We start from the raw sequence: 19,294 nt of genomic DNA, 5'->3' as shown, positions 1-19,294 counted from the left end.
GAGTGTAGGGAGAGCGCGCGCGGTTCAGACGGGCGGGTTGGGGAAGTCCCCCTCGCGTGGCCGGTGCAGTGCCAGCCATCGTTCGGCGTAGGCCACGGCGTCCGCCACCGGGAACAGCCGGGCGTCCGCGCCGCCGACCCGGCCGCGGACGACGGGCCGGTCCCGTTCGAAGTCGTGCCCCAGCTCGTCGAACCGGTCAGAGGTGATCGACACCTCGACCACCGTCTCCCAGCCGCCGCCGGGAGCGGGCCGGCCGACCTCCACGCGCGGCGCGGGTATCCGGTACTCGGCCAGGTGGAAGGCGGTGCAGGAGTCGTAGCCCGCGCCGAGCAGCAGCACCCGGGCGCCGAGTTTCTCCAGTTTCGCCAGCGGGCTCGCCTCCCCGAGCCGGCAGTCCGGGGCGTGGCCCTCGGTGATCTCCCGCGCGCGGGGACCGAGCGCGGCGAAGGAGGTCTGCGGGTGGGCGCTGCGCAGGGCGCCGGGCCAGGTCCGCACGGTCTCGGGGATCACGCCGACCCCGAGCGAGGGGGTGATCACCGGATCGTACGGGGGCATGGTGGCGCGGATCCGGTCCCACCATTCCCGGGGCACCGGAGGGTTCTCCCACAGGGCCGGGTCGGACTGGTCGCCGGTCTGGGTGGGGACGACGAGCGTGCCGTCGGGACCGAGCGTGTCGAGGAATCCCTGGACGACCGTGACCGCGCCTCCGTTCACCCAGCCGAGCGAGCTGAGCGAGGAGTGCACGAGCAGGGTCTCGCCGGTCTCGACGCCCAGCAGGCGCAGCTCTGTGGCGAGGGTGTCCCGAGTGACAAGTGGGCCGGTCGGAGGGGGTGCGGGCATGGTCGGCAGTCTTCCGGACCGGGTCCCGGGTGGCCAGTGAATTCGACCGGGGCAACGATTTGGAATGATCAGCAGAAGATCGTTTCCGCAGGTCGGATTAGGTATGCCTAAGTGATGCAGGGCACCGCCTGATGATCCGGAGGCCGCTTGTCAGGCTCCGCGGAATTACGCAACAATGGCGTTGTGAAAAACGTCGGCGAGGCTCGGGAGACCCCCACGGGGGCCCCTCAGGAGGAGCTAGCGACCGGTGAGCGCTCCACGCGCAACCGGGTCGCGCGCTCCATCCTGGACCACGGGCCGTCGACCGTCGCCGAACTCGCCGGCCGGCTGGGACTGACCCAGGCGGCCGTCCGGCGCCATCTGGACGCGCTCGTCGCCGACGACGTCGTGGAAGCCCGGGAGCAGCGGGTGTACGGCACGCGCACGCGTGGCCGCCCCGCCAAGGTCTTCGCGCTCACCGACTGCGGCCGGGACGCCTTCGACCAGTCCTACGACAAGCTCGCCGCGGACGCGCTCCGCTGGATCGCCGAACGGGAGGGCGGCCCCGAGGCGGTCGCCGCCTTCGCCCGCGCCCGGGTCGCCGCCCAGGCGCGCGCGTACCGCCGGGCGATCGAGGCCACGACCCCGGACAAGCGCGCCGAAGCACTGGCCAAGGCCTTGAGCGCGGACGGGTACGCTGCTACGGCGCGCAGCGCACCGGTCGGCGAGCAGCTCTGCCAGCACCACTGCCCGGTCGCCCATGTCGCGGAACAGTTCCCGCAGCTGTGCGAGGCGGAGACGGAGATCTTCGCGGAGCTGCTGGGCACCCACGTCCAGCGACTGGCGACCATCGCGCACGGCGACGGCGTCTGCACGACGTTCATCCCCAAGATTTCCACTGACGCACCTGCAAGCACGGCCGGGAGGAACCCCGCATGACTCTCCCCACGGAGACTGCCCACCCTGAGCTGGAGGGCCTGGGCAAGTACGAATACGGCTGGGCCGACTCGGACGTGGCCGGTGCCTCCGCCAGGCGCGGCCTGAGCGAGGACGTCGTCCGCGACATCTCCGGCAAGAAGTCGGAGCCGGAGTGGATGACCAAGCTGCGCCTGAAGGGCCTGAAGCTCTTCGAGAAGAAGCCGATGCCGAACTGGGGCTCCGACCTCTCGGGCATCGACTTCGACAACATCAAGTACTTCGTGCGCTCCACGGAGAAGCAGGCGGAGTCCTGGGAGGACCTGCCCGAGGACATCAAGAACACCTACGACAAGCTGGGCATCCCGGAGGCCGAGAAGCAGCGCCTCGTCGCCGGTGTCGCCGCCCAGTACGAGTCCGAGGTCGTCTACCACCAGATCCGCGAGGACCTGGAGGAGCAGGGTGTCATCTTCCTGGACACCGACACCGCGCTGAAGGAGCACCCGGAGCTCTTCAAGGAGTACTTCGGCACGGTCATCCCGGCCGGTGACAACAAGTTCGCCGCGCTGAACACCGCCGTGTGGTCCGGCGGCTCCTTCATCTACGTGCCGAAGGGCGTGCACGTCGAGATCCCGCTCCAGGCCTACTTCCGTATCAACACGGAGAACATGGGCCAGTTCGAGCGGACCCTGATCATCGTCGACGAGGGTGCCTACGTGCACTACGTCGAGGGCTGCACGGCGCCGATCTACAAGTCCGACTCGCTGCACTCCGCGGTCGTCGAGATCATCGTCAAGAAGAACGCCCGCTGCCGTTACACGACCATCCAGAACTGGTCGAACAACGTCTACAACCTGGTCACCAAGCGCGCCGTCGCCTACGAGGGCGCGACCATGGAGTGGATCGACGGCAACATCGGCTCCAAGGTGACGATGAAGTACCCGGCCGTCTACCTGATGGGCGAGCACGCCAAGGGCGAGACCCTGTCCATCGCCTTCGCGGGCGAGGGCCAGCACCAGGACGCGGGCGCCAAGATGGTCCACATGGCGCCGAACACGTCGTCCAACATCGTCTCCAAGTCCGTGGCGCGCGGCGGTGGCCGTACCTCCTACCGCGGTCTGATCGAGATCGGCGAGGGCGCCGCCGGCTCCAAGTCCAACGTGCTGTGCGACGCGCTGCTGGTCGACACCATCTCCCGGTCGGACACGTACCCGTACGTCGACGTCCGCGAGGACGACGTGTCCATGGGCCACGAGGCCACCGTCTCCAAGGTCTCCGAGGACCAGCTCTTCTACCTGATGAGCCGCGGTCTGTCCGAGGACGAGGCGATGGCGATGATCGTGCGCGGCTTCGTCGAGCCGATCGCCAAGGAACTGCCCATGGAGTACGCGCTGGAGCTCAACCGGCTGATCGAGCTGCAGATGGAGGGCGCGGTCGGCTGACGGCCGAATCCGCACTCCCCGTCAAGCCCACACGTAAGAAAGCGAGCATTACGACAGCCATGGCTGAGGCCCAGAACATCCCGGTGGGTTCCACCACCGCCGGCTCGATCGCGGTCGCCGCGGAGTCGACCGTCGTGTCGCGCATGAGCGCGCCCCCGTCCTTCGACGTGGCGGACTTCCCGGTCCCGCACGGCCGCGAGGAGGAGTGGCGGTTCACCCCGCTGGAGCGGCTGCGCGGACTGCACGACGGCACCGCGGTCGCCGGAGGCTCGATCAAGGCCGACTTCTCCGCCCCCGACGGCGTCACCGTGGAGACCGTCGGCCGCGACGACGCCCGGCTCGGCCGGGCCGGCAAGCCGGTGGACCGGATCGCGGCCCAGGCGTACTCCTCCTTCGAGGAGGCCACGATCGTCACCGTGCCGAAGGAGACCGCGCTGACCGAGCCGGTGCGCCTCACGCTGCACGGCGAGGGCGGCGTGACCTACGGGCACACCGTGTTCGAGCTCGGCGCCTTCGCCGAGGCGACGGTCGTCATCGACCACACCGGTGACACCGTCCGCGCCGCGAACGTGGAGTACGTCCTCGGTGACGGCGCGAAGCTGACCGTGGTCACCATCGTGGACTGGGCCGACACCGCCGTGCACGTCGCCCAGCAGAGCGCCCTGGTCGGCCGGGACGCGAGCTTCAAGCACGTCGTCGTCACCTTCGGCGGCGACCTGGTGCGCATCCACCCGCGCGTGGAGTACGCCGGCCCCGGCGGCGAGGCGGAGCTGCTCGGCCTGTACTTCACCGACGCCGGCCAGCACCACGAGCACCGCCTGCTGGTCACGCACAACACCCCGCACTGCAAGTCGAACGTCGTCTACAAGGGCGCGCTCCAGGGCGACAGCGCGCACGCGGTCTGGATCGGTGACGTGCTCATCGAGGCCAAGGCCGAGGGCACGGACACCTACGAGATGAACCGCAACCTGGTCCTCACGGACGGCGCGCGCGTCGACTCGGTGCCGAACCTGGAGATCGAGACCGGCGAGATCGTCGGCGCCGGCCACGCCTCCGCCACCGGCCGCTTCGACGACGAGCAGCTCTTCTACCTGATGGCCCGCGGCATCCCGGAGCACGAGGCCCGCCGTCTGGTGGTCCGCGGCTTCTTCGCCGAGCTGGTCCAGCAGATCGGCGTCGCCGACATCGAGGAGCGGCTGCTCGCCAAGATCGAGACGGAGCTGGAGGCCTCGGTCGCATGACGGCCTTCGTACGCGTCTGTGGGCTGAGCGAGCTGACGGAGGACACCCCGAAGCGGGTGGAGATCGACGGCACGCCGGTCTCGGTCGTGCGGACCGAGGGCGAGGTGTTCGCGATCCACGACATCTGCTCGCACGCGAACGTCTCGCTGTCGGAGGGCGAGGTCGACGACTGCCACATCGAGTGCTGGCTGCACGGCTCGCGCTTCGACCTGCGGTCCGGCAAGCCCGACAGTCTTCCGGCGACGCGCCCCGTCCCCGTATACCCCGTAAAGATCGAAGGGGACGACGTTCTCGTCTCCCTCACCCAGGAGTCCTGAGGCACCCATGGCAACGCTTGAAATCCGAGACCTGCACGTCACCGTCGAGGCCGACAACGCCACGAAGGAGATCCTCAAGGGCGTCGACCTCACCGTGAAGCAGGGCGAGACGCACGCCATCATGGGCCCCAACGGCTCCGGCAAGTCGACCCTCGCCTACTCCCTCGCGGGTCACCCGAAGTACACCATCACCGGCGGCACCGTCACCCTGGACGGCGAGGACGTCCTGGAGATGTCCGTCGACGAGCGGGCCCGCGCCGGCCTGTTCCTGGCGATGCAGTACCCGGTGGAGGTCCCCGGCGTCTCCGTCTCCAACTTCCTGCGCACCTCCGCCACCGCCATCCGCGGCGAGGCCCCGAAGCTGCGCACCTGGGTGAAGGAGGTCAAGGAGGCCATGGAGCGCCTCAACATGGACCCGTCCTTCGCCGAGCGCAACGTCAACGAGGGCTTCTCCGGCGGTGAGAAGAAGCGCCACGAGATCCTCCAGCTGGAGCTGCTCCGGCCGAAGGTCGCCATCCTCGACGAGACGGACTCCGGTCTGGACGTCGACGCGCTCCGCATCGTCTCCGAGGGCGTCAACCGCGTCCGCGAGACCGGCGAGGTCGGCACCCTGCTGATCACGCACTACACGCGCATCCTGCGCTACATCAAGCCCGACCACGTCCACGTGTTCGCCGGCGGCCGCATCGTCGAGTCCGGCGGCCCCGAGCTCGCGGACAAGCTGGAGAACGAGGGCTACGAGTCGTACGTGAAGGGTGGCGCATCCGCGTGACACAGCTGCCGGGCCTCCTCGACACCGAGGCGATCCGCAAGGACTTCCCCGTTCTGGACCGAGTCGTCCACGACGGCAGGAAGCTCGTGTACCTGGACAACGCGGCGACCAGCCAGAAGCCGCGCCAGGTACTGGACGCCCTGAGCGAGTACTACGAGCGCTACAACGCCAACGTCCACCGCGGTGTGCATGTGCTCGCCGAGGAGGCCACGGCGCTGTACGAGGGCGCGCGCGACAAGGTCGCCGAGTTCATCAACGCGCCCAGCCGCGACGAGGTGATCTTCACCAAGAACGCCTCCGAGTCGCTGAACCTCGTGGCGAACATGCTCGGCTGGGCCGACGAGCCCTACCGGGTGGACCAGGACACCGAGATCGTCATCACGGAGATGGAGCACCACTCCAACATCGTGCCGTGGCAGCTGCTGGCGCAGCGCACGGGCGCGAAGCTGAAGTGGTTCGGCCTCACGGACGACGGCCGGCTGGACCTGTCGAACATCGACGAGATCATCACGGAGAAGACGAAGATCGTCTCCTTCGTGCTGGTGTCGAACATCCTGGGCACGGTCAACCCGGTCGAGACGATCATCCGGCGCGCCCAGGAGGTCGGCGCGCTGGTGTGCATCGACGCCTCCCAGGCCGCGCCGCACATGCCGCTGGACGTGCAGGCGCTCCAGGCCGACTTCGTGGCCTTCACCGGCCACAAGATGTGCGGCCCGACCGGCATCGGCGTGCTGTGGGGACGCCAGGAGCTGCTGGAGGACCTGCCCCCCTTCCTGGGCGGCGGCGAGATGATCGAGACCGTCTCGATGCACTCCTCCACCTACGCCCCGGCACCGCACAAGTTCGAGGCGGGCACGCCCCCGATCGCCCAGGCGGTCGGGCTCGGCGCGGCGATCGACTACCTGAACTCGATCGGCATGGACAAGATCCTCGCCCATGAGCACGCGCTGACGGAGTACGCGGTGCGGCGCCTGGCCGAGGTGCCGGACCTGCGGATCATCGGTCCGACGACGGCCGAGGACCGGGGCGCGGCGATCTCCTTCACGCTCGGCGACATCCACCCGCACGACGTGGGCCAGGTGCTGGACGAGCAGGGCATCGCGGTCCGGGTCGGCCACCACTGCGCGCGGCCGGTGTGCCTGCGCTACGGAATTCCCGCGACCACGCGAGCGTCGTTCTATCTGTACTCCTCGCCGGCCGAGATCGACGCCCTGGTCGACGGCCTGGAGCACGTACGGAACTTCTTCGGCTGAGAGGCGTGCTGACAAGGTGAAGCTGGACTCGATGTACCAGGACGTCATCCTGGACCACTACAAGAACCCGCACGGGCGTGGTCTGAGGGATGGCGACGCCGAGGTGCACCACGTGAACCCGACGTGCGGCGACGAGATCACCCTGCGCGTGAAGTACGACGGCACGACGATCGAGGACGTGTCGTACGAGGGCCAGGGCTGCTCGATCAGCCAGGCCAGCGCGTCGGTCCTCAACGAGCTGCTGGTCGGCAAGGACCTGGCCGAGGCGCAGCGGATCCAGGAGACCTTCCTGGAGCTGATGCAGTCCAAGGGCAGGATCGAGCCCGACGACGCGATGGAGGAGGTCCTGGAGGACGCGGTCGCGTTCGCCGGGGTCTCCAAGTACCCCGCGCGGGTCAAGTGCGCCCTCCTGAGCTGGATGGCGTGGAAGGACGCGACGGCCCAGGCGCTGGGTGGCGCCGACGCCGAAAGGAAGACGGCATGACCGACACCGCTGAGATGAAGCCGGCCTCGGAGGAGGAGCTCCGCGAGGCCCTGATGGACGTGGTCGACCCCGAGCTGGGCATCGACGTCGTCAACCTGGGCCTGATCTACGGCATCCACATCGACGACTCCAACATCGCGACCGTCGACATGACCCTCACCTCGGCGGCCTGCCCGCTGACGGACGTGATCGAGGACCAGGCCAAGTCCGCCACCGACGGCCTGGTCAACGAGCTGCGCATCAACTGGGTCTGGATGCCGCCGTGGGGTCCCGACAAGATCACCGACGACGGCCGCGAACAGCTCCGCGCGCTGGGCTTCAACGTCTGACCGAGGCTCCCCCCTTTCGCGAAGGCTCCCTGGAGACGCTCCAGGGAGCCTTCGCGCTGTCATCGCCGCAGCGCGCGGACGAAGATCCGGAAGACGGCGATGCGCTGGTCCCCCCGCAGCCCCCGCAGTGCGGCGAGGAAGGCCACCAGCAGGACCACGGTGAAGACCAACGGGACGAGCACGACAACGAGCAATTCGGGCAGGGACACAACCGGCCTTTCGACGGGGTGGCTTGCGGTGGAAGGACGGGACGATCGAACTCCCACGCGGCGGTGTCCGGCCAGCGTCCGACCTCGTCGGTAGCTCGTCTGCGCAGGTCGAGCAGGGTGGGCGGGAATTCCCGTGCGGTCCGGATCAGTACCTGGACGGACGGGCCGGGTCGCGTTCGTCCTCCGGCCGGAAGGGCTTGAACCAGTCCTCCGGCCGCAGGTGCACCATGCCCAAGTGCTGGTTCACCGCGCTGTCCGGACTCTCGATCCCCTCCATCCAGGGCTCGTAGAGCATCAGGACGTCGTGGTCCTCGAACAGCAGGTCCTTGCAGGCGAACCAGTCGTAGTCGTCCGGCCGTCCGGGCACCCCTTCCGTGAACTCCTCGGCGAGATCGGGGCTGTCGTCCGTGATGGCGGCCGCTTGTTCCAGGGCCAGATGCAGTGCCATCTCCTCCCCGGTACAGCGGGGCCTCGGCACCCGCCCCTCCCTGATGTCGGCGGCGAGGTCGTCGAAGGCCTGGATCATCCGGCGGCGCCACTCCAGACCCTGGTCCCACGTCTGCGACGGCAGCCGGTCGAAGCAGCCGAGTCCCCAGTCCCGGGCCGTGACCGGCCGGTCCTGAAGCTCCCTCAGGCCGTCCGCCGCCATGTCGGCCTCTATGTCGAGGGCGGCTTCGAGGACGCCGAGGGTGCGGGGGCTGGGCCCCCACGGGGTGTCGTCGGCCTCGTCCGGTGAACCGGGGATCTCCCGCCACACGGCACCGGCGAGCACGGGCCGCTGGAAGTAGGCGAAGGACGCCGGATCCCCCAGCTTGGCGGCGCGCCGGTAACACTTGTGGGCCTTCCGGTACTTCCCGCGCCGTTGGTAGAGGTTGCCCAGCAGACGCAGGGACATCAAGTCACCGTGCCGGAAGGCCCGTTCGTACCATTCCTCGGCGGACTCGGCCGTGGCGTCCCACTTGCCTTCCCTCTCGGCGTCTTCGAACAGACGCTCAAGTGTCTCGGCGACCCGGCGCGCGCGGTCTTCCCGGGATTCGGCCACCGGAGTGAAGCGCCCGCGCCATTCGTCGAGGGTGCCCAGGGCACGCATGGCCACGCTGTCCCCGGCGCCGGCCGCGATGAGGTAGAGCTTCTCCGCCTCCTCCAGGCGTCCCAGTCCGAAGAAGACCTGCGCGAGATTGGTCGTGCACTCGCGGTGTCCGCGCACGGCTCCCCTCGCGTACAGCCCGCGGGCTTCTTCCAGGTCCCCCCGTTCGTAGGCGAGCAGCCCGAAGCGGAAGAACGCGTCCGGGACCTCGGCCTCCAGCGCCAGGTTCCAGAGCCGCTCGGCTTCCTCGTGTTCACCGCGGTCGGCGTGCACGTCGGCGAGTCTGGCCGCCGCGTCCGGCAGGCCGCCCTCGAAGGCCCGCCGCCACCACTTCTCCGCCTTCGCGCGCCGTCCCTTCCTGGAGTGGCGCACGCCGAGGTTGAGCATCCCGCGGGTGTTGCCGGCCTTCGCCAGACGGCGCCACCAGGTCTCCGCCGCCGCTTCCTTGTTCTGGTCCAGCAGGATGGAGCCGACGTACAGCATGGAGTCGACGTGCCCCGATTCCGCGGACGGGAGGAAGGCGCGGAACGCCATGTCCTTCCGCCCGGCCTCGTAGCAGGAGACCCCCACGCTGTAGCGCTCGTGGACGGAGCTCGCGTGACGCACGGCGGCCTCGCGGACGGACTCCGGTACCGGGGGCGGATCGGGGAGCTGCGCCAGCATGTCGACCAGGTACTCGAACGGGCGCCACAGATCCTCTCCGGCGGGCACCAGGAGCCGGCTCACCCCGAGCGGATCCCGGGTGGCCCATGCCACGGCCTCGTCCAGTGGCTCCGGCATGAGCATCGCGCTCTCCTCGTCCGCGAGGTAATCGGTGTGCAGCGAGGCGATGAGGTCGATGGGCACGGGGCCGAGGCCCGCACGGGCCAGGTCGACCGCGGCGCTCACCAGCGCGTGTCCGCGCGGGTTGCCGCCCGCGTAACGGGCATTGCGCCAGCGGTCCCACAAGTGCGGCCCGGCGGACAGATATTCGGCGATGCCGTAGCGCTGGTGATGGGCGAGCGCTTCCCGCAGCCGGGGATCCGTCTGTTCTCCGGCGCGGGCCAGCTCCCCGTCGCTCCACTTCCGGTGCAGATCGATGACGTCGGCCGCCTTCAGGACGGGGTCGCTGAGGTCGATCCTGGCGTAGGCGTCGCCGCCCTTGGCCGTTCCCGTCGCCCGAGGCGCACGCCGATGGTGTTCCGAGAGCCGCATGGTGGCGATGAGCACGGCCCCGGAGAGCGCCAGCTGACGCAACGCGACCTCGTCGAGCTGGGCGGGGCCCAGATAGTGCTCCAGATCGTCCAGCCAGACCACGCAGCGCTCGCCGCGCCGCGCCGAGGTACGGGCGGCTTCCACGCACGGGCCGAAGGAGCTGTGACGCCGGGGCTGGAGGAGCCGGCGGTCCGGCAGGACGCGGATCATGGCCTCGAAGGCGGCGCGGGTCTTCCCGCTGGTCGAGTCGCCACGGACCAGTACCAGGCCGCCGGTCTCCGCCGCTGCCGCCAATGCCCTGTCGATCGCGGTGTCGGCGTCCCGTGTCACATAGGGAGGCAGGGGATCGTGTCCGGGCGACTCGCGGGTGCGCCGGACGCCCAGGAGGACCGGGTCGGCCTCTCCGGCCAAGGAGCGCGCCGGCTCGGCGGCCGAAGCCGCCGACGGCGTGCCGTGGACGGTCGCCTTTCGGTACAGGGCGCGCCAGACACCCTCCCTGAAGCGGTCGGGAGGCAGCGAGGAGTGCTCCCTGACCAGGCTCAGGAAGGCGGCCAGGGCCGCCCAGTCCCGCGGCCGGCTCCGGCCCGTCTGCCAGCTGCTGAGAGTGGTGCGGGTGAGTCGCGTACGGCGGGACCTGAGGGACTCCGCGGCGATGCGGTCGAGCGTGAGGCCCGAATCGGCTATGAGGCTCTTCACCGCGGCACCGAACTCCGGATACCTGGCCTCTTCCCCCATGTTCCCCACCTGCCCGTGTGCGACCGAGCCCCCATGATGCCCAATGTCTTGCCGTGCGGGCCGCGCACCGCCGTTGTGTACGCTCGTACACATGGGATATCTGCTGCTCGCGGGTGCCATCGCGGCCGAGGTGACCGCTACGACGGCGATGAAGTACAGCGAGGGATTCACCCGGCTCTGGCCCTCGCTGGTGACCGCGGTGGGGTACGTCGTGTCGTTCGCGCTGCTCGCCCGGACGCTGAAGACCGTGCAGATCGGCACCGCCTACGCCATCTGGTCCGGGGTCGGCACCGCGGCCATCGCCGTCCTCGGGCTGCTGCTGTTCGGGGAGGGGCTGACGGCGGCCAAGGTCGGCGGGATCCTGCTGATCATCGGGGGCGTGGTGGTGCTGAACCTGGGCGGGGCGGCGCACTGATGGCGCGCCGCCACGACCCCGGGCGCCGGCAGCGGATCATCGACGCGGCGATCCGCGTGGCCGGGCGGGACGGCATCGCCGGGCTGAGCCACCGCAGCGTCGCCGCCGAGGCGGACGTGCCGCTCGGCTCCACCACGTATCACTTCGCCACCCTGGAGGAGCTGCTGGTGGCCGCGTTGCGGCAGGCCGGCGAGGGGTTCTCCGGGGTGCTGGCCGAGCTGGTCCCGGACCACGGCGGCCCGGACGGCCTCGCCGCGCAGCTGGCCCGGGCCCTGAAGGTGTGGCTGGGCGGCGAGCGCACCGGTGTGGAGCTGGAGTACGAGCTGTACCTGGCCGCGCTGCGCCGGCCCGCGCTGCGCCCCGTCGCCGCCGAGTGGAACGAGCGGGCGGCGGCGCCGCTGGCCCGGCGCACCGATCCGGTCACGGCCCGGGCCCTGCTCGCGCTGATGGACGGCCTGTGCCTCCAGGTGCTGCTGACGGGCGGTTCGTACGACGAGGACCACGCGCGCACCCTGCTGGCTCGGCTGATCCCCTGAACCCGCGCCCGGCACGTGAGACGCGGTTCGCCCTCACCACCCCGCCCACGTTAGGTTTTCCCCCATGACCGAGTCTGCAACCCGTACCACCGGCGCCGTCGCCGCCGGCCTCGCCACCATCGCCTCCGACGGCACCGTTCTCGACACCTGGTTCCCGGCCCCCGAGCTGGTCGAGGAGCCGGGTCCGGCCGGCACCGAGCGGCTGACCGCCGAGCAGGCGGCCCAGCTGCTGGGCGGCGGCGCCACCGCGGCGACCGGCCCGGACGCCCGCCGGGGCGTCGAGGTGGTCGCGGTCCGCACGGTCATCGCGTCGCTGGACGACAAGCCGGTGGACGCGCACGACGTCTACCTGCGGCTGCACCTGCTCAGCCACCGGCTCGTGAAGCCGCACGGCCTGAGCCTGGAGGGCCAGTTCGGCTTCCTCGCCAACGTCGCCTGGACCTCGCTCGGCCCGGTCGCGGTGGACGACATCGAGAAGGTGCGGCTGAACGCCCGCGCCGAGGGTCTGCACCTCCAGGTGACCTCGGTCGACAAGTTCCCGCGCATGACGGACTACGTCGTCCCCAAGGGCGTGCGCATCGCCGACGCCGACCGGGTCCGACTCGGCGCCCACCTCGCCGCCGGCACCACGGTCATGCACGAGGGCTTCGTCAACTTCAACGCCGGCACGCTCGGCACCTCCATGGTCGAGGGCCGGATCTCCGCGGGTGTCGTGGTCGGCGACGGCTCGGACATCGGCGGCGGCGCCTCCACCATGGGCACCCTGTCCGGCGGCGGCAATGTGGTCATCTCCATCGGCGAGCGCTGCCTGATCGGCGCCGAGGCGGGCATCGGCATCGCCCTCGGCGACGAGTGCGTGGTCGAGGCCGGCCTCTACATCACCGCGGGCACCCGCGTCACCATGCCCGACGGCCAGATCGTCAAGGCCCGCGAGCTCAACGGCGCCTCCAACATCCTCTTCCGCCGCAACTCGGTCACCGGCGCGGTCGAGGCCCGCCCGAACAACGCGGTCTGGGGCGGCCTGAACGACATTCTGCACAGCCACAACTGACACCCCAGCCACACTCGGCACAGCGCCCCCCACCCGCGGTGGAGGGCGCTGTGTCATGCGGGGGGAAGGGGATCACACCGTGCGCAGTGCCTCGTACCGGGCCAGCAGGCCGTCGGCCGTGTGGCGGTCCGCCGGCAGCAAGGGGGCGCGGACCGGGCCCGCGGGGAGGCCGAGGCGGGTCAGCAGGGCCTTCGCGGTGACCGTGCCGGGCAGGCCCGCGCTCATCATCGCCTCGATCAACGGCGTGGCCGCCAGTTGGAGTTGCCGCGCCCGCTCGGTGTCGCCGGCGTCGAACGCGGCCGGGATCGCGGCGATGTGCGCCGGTACGGCGTTCGCGACCGTGCTGACGCAGCCCGCCGCGCCGACCGCGTACAGCGCCAGCACATGCTCGTCGCAGCCCGCGTAGTACGCCAACCCGGTCTGTGCCAGCACCTTCTGGGCGCCGAGGAAATCGTAGGAGCAGTCCTTGACGGCCACGATCCGCGGGTGCTCCGCGAGCCGGATCAGCGTCTCGGGCTCGATCCGGGTGCCGGTGCGGCCCGGGATGTCGTACAGCATCACCGGCAGCCCGCTCGCGTCGGCGACCTGGCGGAAGTGGGCGGCGACGGCCTCCTGCGGGGGCCGGCTGTAGTACGGCGTCACCACCAGGACGCCGTCCGCGCCCGCCTTCCGGGCGGCGAGGGCCAGCTCGACCGTGTGCCGGGTGTCCGCCGAGCCCACGCCCGCGACCAGCGCCGCCCGGTCGCCGACCGCCTCCCGCACGGCCCGCACCAGCCGGGTCTTCTCCTCGTCGGTGGTGGTGGGCGACTCGCCCGTGGTGCCGTTCAGGACCAGGCCGTCGCAGCCCTCGGCCACCAGGTGCGCGGCCAGCCGCCGGGCGCCGTCCAGGTCGAGCGCGCCCGCCTCGGTGAACGGCGTGATCATCGCGCAGAGGGTGCGGCCGAAGGGCGGGGGCGTGCGGGTGCTCGTCATGCGAGCAGTCTCGGCGGCACATCGGTGAAGCTCTACTTAATTCTCCTACGATGTATCAGTAAGTGTTGCTGAGAGGTTGCGGGCTGCGGCGGAGGCCCTGTGTTCAACTCGCCCCTTATGCGTCACCATGGCCGGAGGATCCCCACCGTCCGGTCATGGGAGGCACCATGAAGCTCGGCAAGGCACTGGCCACCGGGGTCGCCGAGGAGCGGCCGCTCGACCACGCGGAGGAACCGCCGCCGCCCGAGGAGACCGTCGGCGCCGCACCGGCCGAGCCGACCCGCGAAGAGGTGCCGGCCGCCCGATGAGACCGCGGCTCCCGGCGGAACGCCCGACGGAGCCGCCGACCGGTTACAAGATCGCCCACCCGGTGCTGTCCCGGGACGGCACCCGGGCCGGGTTCACCGGAGTCTCGCTCGGCGGCGCGCTGCCGTACGCCGTCCTCGACGACGCCTCCTGTGTCTACGGCCGTCGGCACCGTCCGCCCGCGCGCCGCTGCGACTGCGGCTTCCACTGCGTGCACGACCGGGCCGTCGCCGAGGACCTGCGGTGCACCGCCGAGCACCGCGCGGCCGTGCTGCTGGAGGTCTCCGTCCTCGGCGCCTACATCCGCTTCGAACGCGGTTTCCGCTACGCCCGGCAACGGGTGCGTACGGCCACCGTCGGGCCCTGCGGCTGCGGCGCCGGTGCCGTCGCGCTGGCCGACGCCGGCTGGGGCCGCCCGGGCTGGCGGGCGCTGGCCCCCGCCTGCGCGCTGTGCGTGCGCGGGCGTACGTCCGTCTCCCTCGCGGAGTTCGCCCGGCTGGCCGGACAGGGGCTCCGGGTGGTCGCCGAGGGCGGCGCCGGACACCCCGGCTCGGACGAGTCGGCGTCGGGTGCCGGGCCGAGCGTGCCCGAACTCGTCGCGGAGGCCGCCCTGTTGCAGGCGCGCCTGGACTGGTTCCAGTCCCAACTCGCCCGGCTCGGCGAGCGCGGGGCGGGTGACGGCGCACAGGGGTGAGCGCCCCCGCTTCCGGGTACCCGGACGGTCCGCACGGAACCGGTCGCGGCGGATCCGGACGGACGCCGCCGCGACCGGGGACGCGACCAGGGAAAGGGCACACCGATGAGGCACAGGAACCCGCGCGGCTCGGGCGCCAAGGGCCCCGACGAGCTGCGCCGGCAGATCGAACAGACCCGGAGCCGGCTCGGTGGCACCGTCGGTCGGCTGACGGGCCGCGCCGATGTCACGGGCCGGGCCCGGACACGGGCCGCGGATCTCAGGGACAAGGCCGGCGCCATGACCGTACAACTGCGCTCCGGCGCCGCCCACGCGGGACACGGCGCCCAGGGCCGGGCGGCCAGGGCGGGGCACCTCGTGCAGGGCAAGGCCGCCGGGGCGGGCGGCCGGATGCAGGAGGGGGCGGCCAGGGCCGGACATCTGCTGCAGGACCGGGCCGTTCAGGCCGGCCACGGCGCGCAGGAACGGATGACCAGGGCCGGCCACCTGATGCAGGAGCGGGCCGGACACGGCCGGCACGCGCTGCGGGACCGGGCGGTGCACGCCGGGCACACCGCACAGCACGACCTGCGGCTGCCCCGACCGGTGCGCAAGGCCGTGCGCACCGCGCTGCGCCACCCTCGGCCGGCGATGCTCGCGGGCGCGGCGGGCGCCGCCCTGGTCGGCGTGGCCGTGGTCTGGCGCCGCGTCGACCGCGGCGGACAGTGAGCCGCTGACACGGGACGGCGGGACCGGCCGGGCACCGCGCCCGGCCGGTCCCGCCGTCGTGTCCCGGGTTACGGGCGCAGCCGCAGCACCTGCGGGTCGTGGTCGCTGATCTGGTCGTGGAACTCCGCGTTGATGTGCACGCTGTCGTACTCGAAGTCGCCGCGGCGGATCGCCGGGCTGATCAGGATCTGGTCCAGGACCTGCTGGTTGCCCTGATAGTCATAGGTGTAACGCTCGCTCCTCGGCAGGGACTTGATCGCCGACCACAGGGCGCCGTCGTCCTCCAGGAGCTCCGTGGTGCCGGAGAACTCGAAGTCGTTCATGTCGCCGAGCGCGATCACGTCCGCGTTCTTCTGCACCGCCAGGATGTCCTTGACGAACGCGTTCACCGCGGTCGCCTGGGCGTGCCGCTGGATCTCCGAACCGCGCGCCGGGGGCTGGTACTGCGCGGTCAGCGCCTGGTCGCCGCCCTTGGAGTTGAGGTGGTTGGCGATCACGAAGACGGTCTTGCCGCGGAAGACGAACTCGCCCGCGAGCGGCTTGCGGCTGTTGCTCCAGGCCGCGTTCGCCGGGTCGATGCGGCCCGGCGAGACGGTCAGCCGGGCCTTGCCGCGCTCCTTGGTGACACCGGTCGCGGTCGTCGAGTCGCCGCCCGGGCGGTCCGTGAAGGAGACCCGCTCCGGGTTGAACAGGAACACCTGGCGGATGTTGCCGCCGGGCTCGCCGCCGTCCTGGCCGTCGACCGGGTTGACCGACCGCCAGTCGTACACCGGGCCGCCCGCCGCGGCGATGGCGTCGATCAGCTTGGTGACGGTCTTGTCCGCGTCGACCGTGCCGTCGTTCGTGGCGCCGTTGTTGTCCTGGATCTCCTCCAGGGACACGATGTCCGGCGACTTCAGATGGTCCACGATCGCGGCGGCGTGCTGCTCGAAGGTGGTGTCCGACGGGTCGAGGTTCTCGACGTTGTACGTCGCCACCGCCAGCTCGCGCCCCGACTGCGCGCGTGTGGTCTCGCGCTGAAGGCCGCCGCTCTCCAGCGTGCCGAGGCCGCTCGCGACCAGCGTGTAACCGCCGTACTGGTTGAAGTCCAGCGGGCCGGTCGTCGTACCGGAGAGACGGTCGCCGACGTCCGCCTTGGGGAAGTCGGCGGCGGAACCCAGCGACTGGATCTGGAGCCGGCCGGTGTTCTGGGAGTCGTAGGAGCCGTAGACCGTGCCGCCGCGGCGGCTGCGGTGCTCCCACGGCTTGACCGTGACCCACAGCTCGCTGTGCGAGTCGGTCGCGGTGACCACGCGGGCGTCGGCGACCTGGACGTTCATGCCCTCCAGGGACTCGTAGTAGTCCAGGGCGTACGCCGACGGGTCCAGGGCGAGCCCGTTGATCGAGCCCGCCGCGGCGGGGTCGCCCTCGGGCGCGTAGGCGTCCGGCACCGCGTCCTCGTCGATCACAACCGGCGCCGGGACCGGGTTGCCGGTGGAGACGGTGGTGACCTGCGGCTTGGTGATCTCCGTCAGCGACTGGTTGCCGGACGAGGCCCCGCCCGGGACGTACTCGGTGACCGTGCCGGTCACCGTCACCGCGTCGCCGACCGCGACCTTCGGCGTGGAGCTGCTGAAGACGAAGACGCCCTCGCTGGTGGCCGGGTCGTCGTCCGGGGCCGCGTCCTGGAGCCAGAAGCCCCGGGAGGAGCCGTAGGTGCGCGTGGCCGTGACGATGCCGGGCACGTCCGTCACCTTCTGCCCGGCGTACGGCGATATCCGGGTCGTGCCCTGGATGTCGTGGACCCGCACCGAGTCGGCGTGCGCGGGGGAGGTGAGGACGACGGCGGACGCCGCGCCGCAGACGGCGGCGACGGTGAGCGCGGCGAGGCGCGCGGAAGACCTGCTCGGCAAGGGATTCCCTCCGGGACGTGCGTGAGCGCCGGGACGAGGACGGAACGGAGACCGTGGGGGGCGCGTGTGCCCCCTGTGACACGCGTAGCGCCGAGTGAACAGTTGTCCCCCGAACTTCTACGCGCGTCAATCTCCTGCCTGGCCCGGGGAGTTGTCAAGGTTTCGGCCATGGCCGGCTGCTTGCGGAGAGATGAACCGGGCGGCATGGGTGGAAATCCGTCTAGGCTGAGCGGCTGAGCCCGTTTTCTCGGTCCGAGGAGAACCAGCCGATGTCAGACAGCTCCCCCCTGCCGCCCGCGCGGCTGCACCCCGAAGCGGAGCTGGCGCGCGCCGCGCTGTCCACGCCGTTGCTCTCCCGGGCCGCCCGCCTCGCCCGCTGGGCCGGGCCGGACACCCGGGTCGACGCGGGCGGCACCCTGGTCGAGGAGCAGCTGCCGGCCGCCGCCGCCCTGCTCGGCCTGACCGGGGACGACGCCGCCGCCTACGCCAGCGAGGCCTGGCGGGTCGCCGTGGACGCGGGCCTGGTCGAGATCGTGGACGAGGAGGCCGGCACCGTCCGGGCGGGGGAGAACCTGGCCCTGCTCACCGGCTCCCCGCGCGAGGTGCTCGCGGTGTGGCTCACCGCGCTGGAGACCGTCCTCGCCGACGCGGCCGTGCCCGACCTGGAGGACCTGGCCGACGCCATGGACGAGGGCGGCAGGGTCGATTTCTCGTCGCTCGACTGGGATCCGCAGGCGGACGCGGACTTCCTCGACGGCGTCCTCGGCAACCTCTATCTGCTCACCGTCGGTGAGGACGGCGCCGGCGAGAGTCCCGTCCCGCTGCCCGCCCTCGCCGCGTCCATGCTGGTGCCCGACGACATGGGCGAGCCCACCAACGACGTCCTGGAGCAGGTCTCCGACGCGATGATGCGGCTGGACGACCAGTTCCGCGCGCTGGAGCCGGCCGGACTCGTGGCCTACCAGCCGGTGGACGAGGCGCTGATGGCCGACGCCGACGAGGAGCCCGCGGCGCCCGTGGACGACACCGACGTCTCCCGCTACGGCATGGTCCGGCTCACCCCGCTCGGCGTGTACGGGCTGCGGGCACGGCTGCTGGAGGCCGGGTTCGAGGCGCCCGTCGTCGGCGAGCTGGCCGACAAGGGCGCGGACGCGCTGCTCGACGGCACCGCCCGGTTCGGGCAGTCGGCCGCCCGCGCCGAGACGGAACTGTGGCTCGCCCGCCGTGAACCGCTCGCCGCGGCCCGGGAGTTGCTGGCGGCGGCGCGCGGCGCGGACGCCGGGGGCCCCTTGCGCCGGCTGCGCTGCCAGCAGGCGCTGTCGCTGGTGGGCGCCGAGGCGGAACCCGCGCTGCGGGAGGTGCTGGACGACCCCGAGCTGGGCGGACTGGCCCGGGTGTGGCTGAGTGAGCGGGGGGCCGCGGGGGTGCCGGCGCCCTCCCAGGAGCTGGTGTTCTGGCTGACCGTCGACACGCTGGCCGCGCAGCTGGCGGCCGAGGGCAACTCCGAGGAGCTGCGGGCCCTGGTGGAGGGGCTGGCCGCCCAGCACAGCGGGTTCTTCGCGGCGGCCTGGCGGGTGGACCATCCCGCCACCGCCGAGGTGCTGGACGCGATGGGCCGGCTGCACCCGGACAAGAAGGTGGCCAAGGAGGCCCGCAAGGCGGCGTTCAAGGCGCGCTCCCAGCACGGGGGTTGAGCGCCGGGCGGGCGTGGGCGGCCGGCGCCCTGTGCCGCGGACCGTTGGGGCGTGGTCGTAGGCCGTCGGTGCGGGGGCCTTGTCGGCTCATGCCCCCGGTGTCAGTGGGCCGTGCCTTGGCTGGGTCCTCGGCAGGGTGGCGGTACGGGGGGCTTGGGTCGGTGTTCGGGTGCGGGCTGTGGTGGGCTGGTCGCGCAGTTCCCCGCGCCCCTTTGGGGCGCTGTCCGTC

Annotated in this window: 20 protein-coding genes; 15 read left to right on the top strand and 5 right to left on the bottom strand. The window is 71.5% G+C overall.

Annotation, left to right across the window (positions count from 1 at the left end):
- Window positions 1–24 precede the first annotated feature (24 nt).
- Window positions 25–840 carry an AAC(3) family N-acetyltransferase gene (locus IE251_RS08580; RefSeq protein ID WP_189752307.1) on the bottom strand — a complete coding sequence of 272 codons (816 nt, stop codon included), beginning with the start codon at window positions 838–840 and terminating at the stop codon, window positions 25–27.
- 183 nt (window positions 841–1,023) lie between these two features.
- On the opposite strand from IE251_RS08580, the gene IE251_RS08575 reads away from it, so the two are divergent.
- The 8 genes from IE251_RS08575 to IE251_RS08540 are packed head-to-tail and all read left to right on the top strand — an operon-like array spanning window position 1,024 to window position 7,572.
- The gene (locus IE251_RS08575; protein WP_189752306.1) at window positions 1,024–1,758 is read left to right on the top strand and encodes a helix-turn-helix transcriptional regulator; all 735 of its coding nucleotides are present in this window, start codon (window positions 1,024–1,026) and stop codon (window positions 1,756–1,758) included.
- A complete protein-coding gene (gene sufB / locus IE251_RS08570) occupies window positions 1,755–3,176 on the top strand; it encodes a Fe-S cluster assembly protein SufB (RefSeq protein WP_030792234.1) in 1,422 nt (473 codons plus the stop codon). The genes IE251_RS08575 and sufB overlap by 4 nt, the downstream gene beginning before the upstream one ends.
- Window positions 3,177–3,235: 59 nt before the next feature.
- Window positions 3,236–4,417 (top strand): Fe-S cluster assembly protein SufD, encoded by a 1,182-nt coding sequence (gene sufD, locus IE251_RS08565; protein ID WP_189752305.1) that lies wholly within the window; start codon window positions 3,236–3,238, stop codon window positions 4,415–4,417.
- Window positions 4,414–4,734: a non-heme iron oxygenase ferredoxin subunit gene (locus IE251_RS08560; protein WP_189752304.1), complete on the top strand. Its 321-nt coding sequence runs from the start codon at window positions 4,414–4,416 to the stop codon at window positions 4,732–4,734. The genes sufD and IE251_RS08560 overlap by 4 nt, the downstream gene beginning before the upstream one ends.
- Before the next feature lie 7 nt (window positions 4,735–4,741).
- The gene (gene sufC / locus IE251_RS08555) at window positions 4,742–5,506 is read left to right on the top strand and encodes a Fe-S cluster assembly ATPase SufC (protein WP_030792227.1); all 765 of its coding nucleotides are present in this window, start codon (window positions 4,742–4,744) and stop codon (window positions 5,504–5,506) included.
- On the top strand, window positions 5,503–6,759 hold the full coding sequence (locus tag IE251_RS08550) for a cysteine desulfurase (RefSeq protein ID WP_030792225.1): 1,257 nt from the start codon (window positions 5,503–5,505) through the stop codon (window positions 6,757–6,759). The genes sufC and IE251_RS08550 overlap by 4 nt, the downstream gene beginning before the upstream one ends.
- A 16-nt stretch (window positions 6,760–6,775) precedes the next feature.
- Entirely contained in the window at window positions 6,776–7,243 is a 468-nt protein-coding gene (gene sufU, locus IE251_RS08545; protein WP_181794308.1) for a Fe-S cluster assembly sulfur transfer protein SufU, read from the top strand.
- Window positions 7,240–7,572 (top strand): metal-sulfur cluster assembly factor, encoded by a 333-nt coding sequence (locus IE251_RS08540; RefSeq protein WP_030792219.1) that lies wholly within the window; start codon window positions 7,240–7,242, stop codon window positions 7,570–7,572. The genes sufU and IE251_RS08540 overlap by 4 nt, the downstream gene beginning before the upstream one ends.
- Window positions 7,573–7,631: 59 nt before the next feature.
- Here the strand turns inward: IE251_RS08540 and IE251_RS41675 are convergent, their stop codons facing one another.
- Both IE251_RS41675 and IE251_RS08535 read right to left on the bottom strand, forming a co-directional pair.
- Entirely contained in the window at window positions 7,632–7,754 is a 123-nt protein-coding gene (locus IE251_RS41675) for a hypothetical protein (RefSeq protein WP_267925603.1), read from the bottom strand.
- A 172-nt stretch (window positions 7,755–7,926) separates the two neighbouring features.
- On the bottom strand, window positions 7,927–10,797 hold the full coding sequence (locus IE251_RS08535; protein WP_189752303.1) for a tetratricopeptide repeat protein: 2,871 nt from the start codon (window positions 10,795–10,797) through the stop codon (window positions 7,927–7,929).
- Between the two features lie 91 nt (window positions 10,798–10,888).
- Between IE251_RS08535 and IE251_RS08530 the strand changes: the two genes are divergently transcribed.
- The 3 genes from IE251_RS08530 (at window position 10,889) to dapD (ending at window position 12,799) form a co-directional block, all read left to right on the top strand.
- Complete coding sequence (locus IE251_RS08530; RefSeq protein WP_030792216.1) at window positions 10,889–11,212, top strand: DMT family transporter; 324 nt, start codon at window positions 10,889–10,891, stop codon at window positions 11,210–11,212.
- A complete protein-coding gene (locus IE251_RS08525; protein WP_189752302.1) occupies window positions 11,212–11,748 on the top strand; it encodes a TetR/AcrR family transcriptional regulator in 537 nt (178 codons plus the stop codon). The genes IE251_RS08530 and IE251_RS08525 overlap by 1 nt, the downstream gene beginning before the upstream one ends.
- Before the next feature lie 64 nt (window positions 11,749–11,812).
- Window positions 11,813–12,799: a 2,3,4,5-tetrahydropyridine-2,6-dicarboxylate N-succinyltransferase gene (dapD, locus tag IE251_RS08520; protein ID WP_189752301.1), complete on the top strand. Its 987-nt coding sequence runs from the start codon at window positions 11,813–11,815 to the stop codon at window positions 12,797–12,799.
- A 72-nt stretch (window positions 12,800–12,871) separates the two neighbouring features.
- Here the strand turns inward: dapD and dapA are convergent, their stop codons facing one another.
- Window positions 12,872–13,771: a 4-hydroxy-tetrahydrodipicolinate synthase gene (dapA, locus tag IE251_RS08515; protein ID WP_189752300.1), complete on the bottom strand. Its 900-nt coding sequence runs from the start codon at window positions 13,769–13,771 to the stop codon at window positions 12,872–12,874.
- 155 nt (window positions 13,772–13,926) lie between these two features.
- Between dapA and IE251_RS08510 the strand changes: the two genes are divergently transcribed.
- The 3 genes from IE251_RS08510 to IE251_RS08500 all read left to right on the top strand — a co-directional run bounded on the left by IE251_RS08510 (window position 13,927) and on the right by IE251_RS08500 (window position 15,479).
- A complete protein-coding gene (locus tag IE251_RS08510) occupies window positions 13,927–14,079 on the top strand; it encodes a hypothetical protein (protein ID WP_189752600.1) in 153 nt (50 codons plus the stop codon).
- The gene (locus IE251_RS08505; protein ID WP_189752299.1) at window positions 14,076–14,771 is read left to right on the top strand and encodes a hypothetical protein; all 696 of its coding nucleotides are present in this window, start codon (window positions 14,076–14,078) and stop codon (window positions 14,769–14,771) included. Before IE251_RS08510 ends, IE251_RS08505 begins: the two co-directional genes overlap by 4 nt.
- Before the next feature lie 105 nt (window positions 14,772–14,876).
- Window positions 14,877–15,479 carry a DUF3618 domain-containing protein gene (locus tag IE251_RS08500; RefSeq protein WP_189752298.1) on the top strand — a complete coding sequence of 201 codons (603 nt, stop codon included), beginning with the start codon at window positions 14,877–14,879 and terminating at the stop codon, window positions 15,477–15,479.
- A gap of 68 nt (window positions 15,480–15,547) precedes the next feature.
- On the opposite strand, the gene IE251_RS08495 is transcribed toward IE251_RS08500, so the two are convergent.
- Window positions 15,548–17,371: a DUF8508 domain-containing protein gene (locus IE251_RS08495; protein ID WP_189752297.1), complete on the bottom strand. Its 1,824-nt coding sequence runs from the start codon at window positions 17,369–17,371 to the stop codon at window positions 15,548–15,550.
- A 269-nt stretch (window positions 17,372–17,640) separates the two neighbouring features.
- Here IE251_RS08495 and IE251_RS08490 point away from each other — a divergent pair, with 269 nt between their 5' ends.
- Window positions 17,641–19,065 carry a hypothetical protein gene (locus IE251_RS08490; RefSeq protein ID WP_030792200.1) on the top strand — a complete coding sequence of 475 codons (1,425 nt, stop codon included), beginning with the start codon at window positions 17,641–17,643 and terminating at the stop codon, window positions 19,063–19,065.
- Window positions 19,066–19,294: the final 229 nt, after the last annotated feature.

The organism is Streptomyces eurythermus (assembly GCF_014649115.1).
Classification (GTDB): Bacteria; Actinomycetota; Actinomycetes; order Streptomycetales; family Streptomycetaceae; genus Streptomyces; species Streptomyces eurythermus.
The sequence above is the reverse complement of the archived record's forward strand: the minus strand, read 5'-3'. Positions and strand labels throughout refer to the sequence as shown.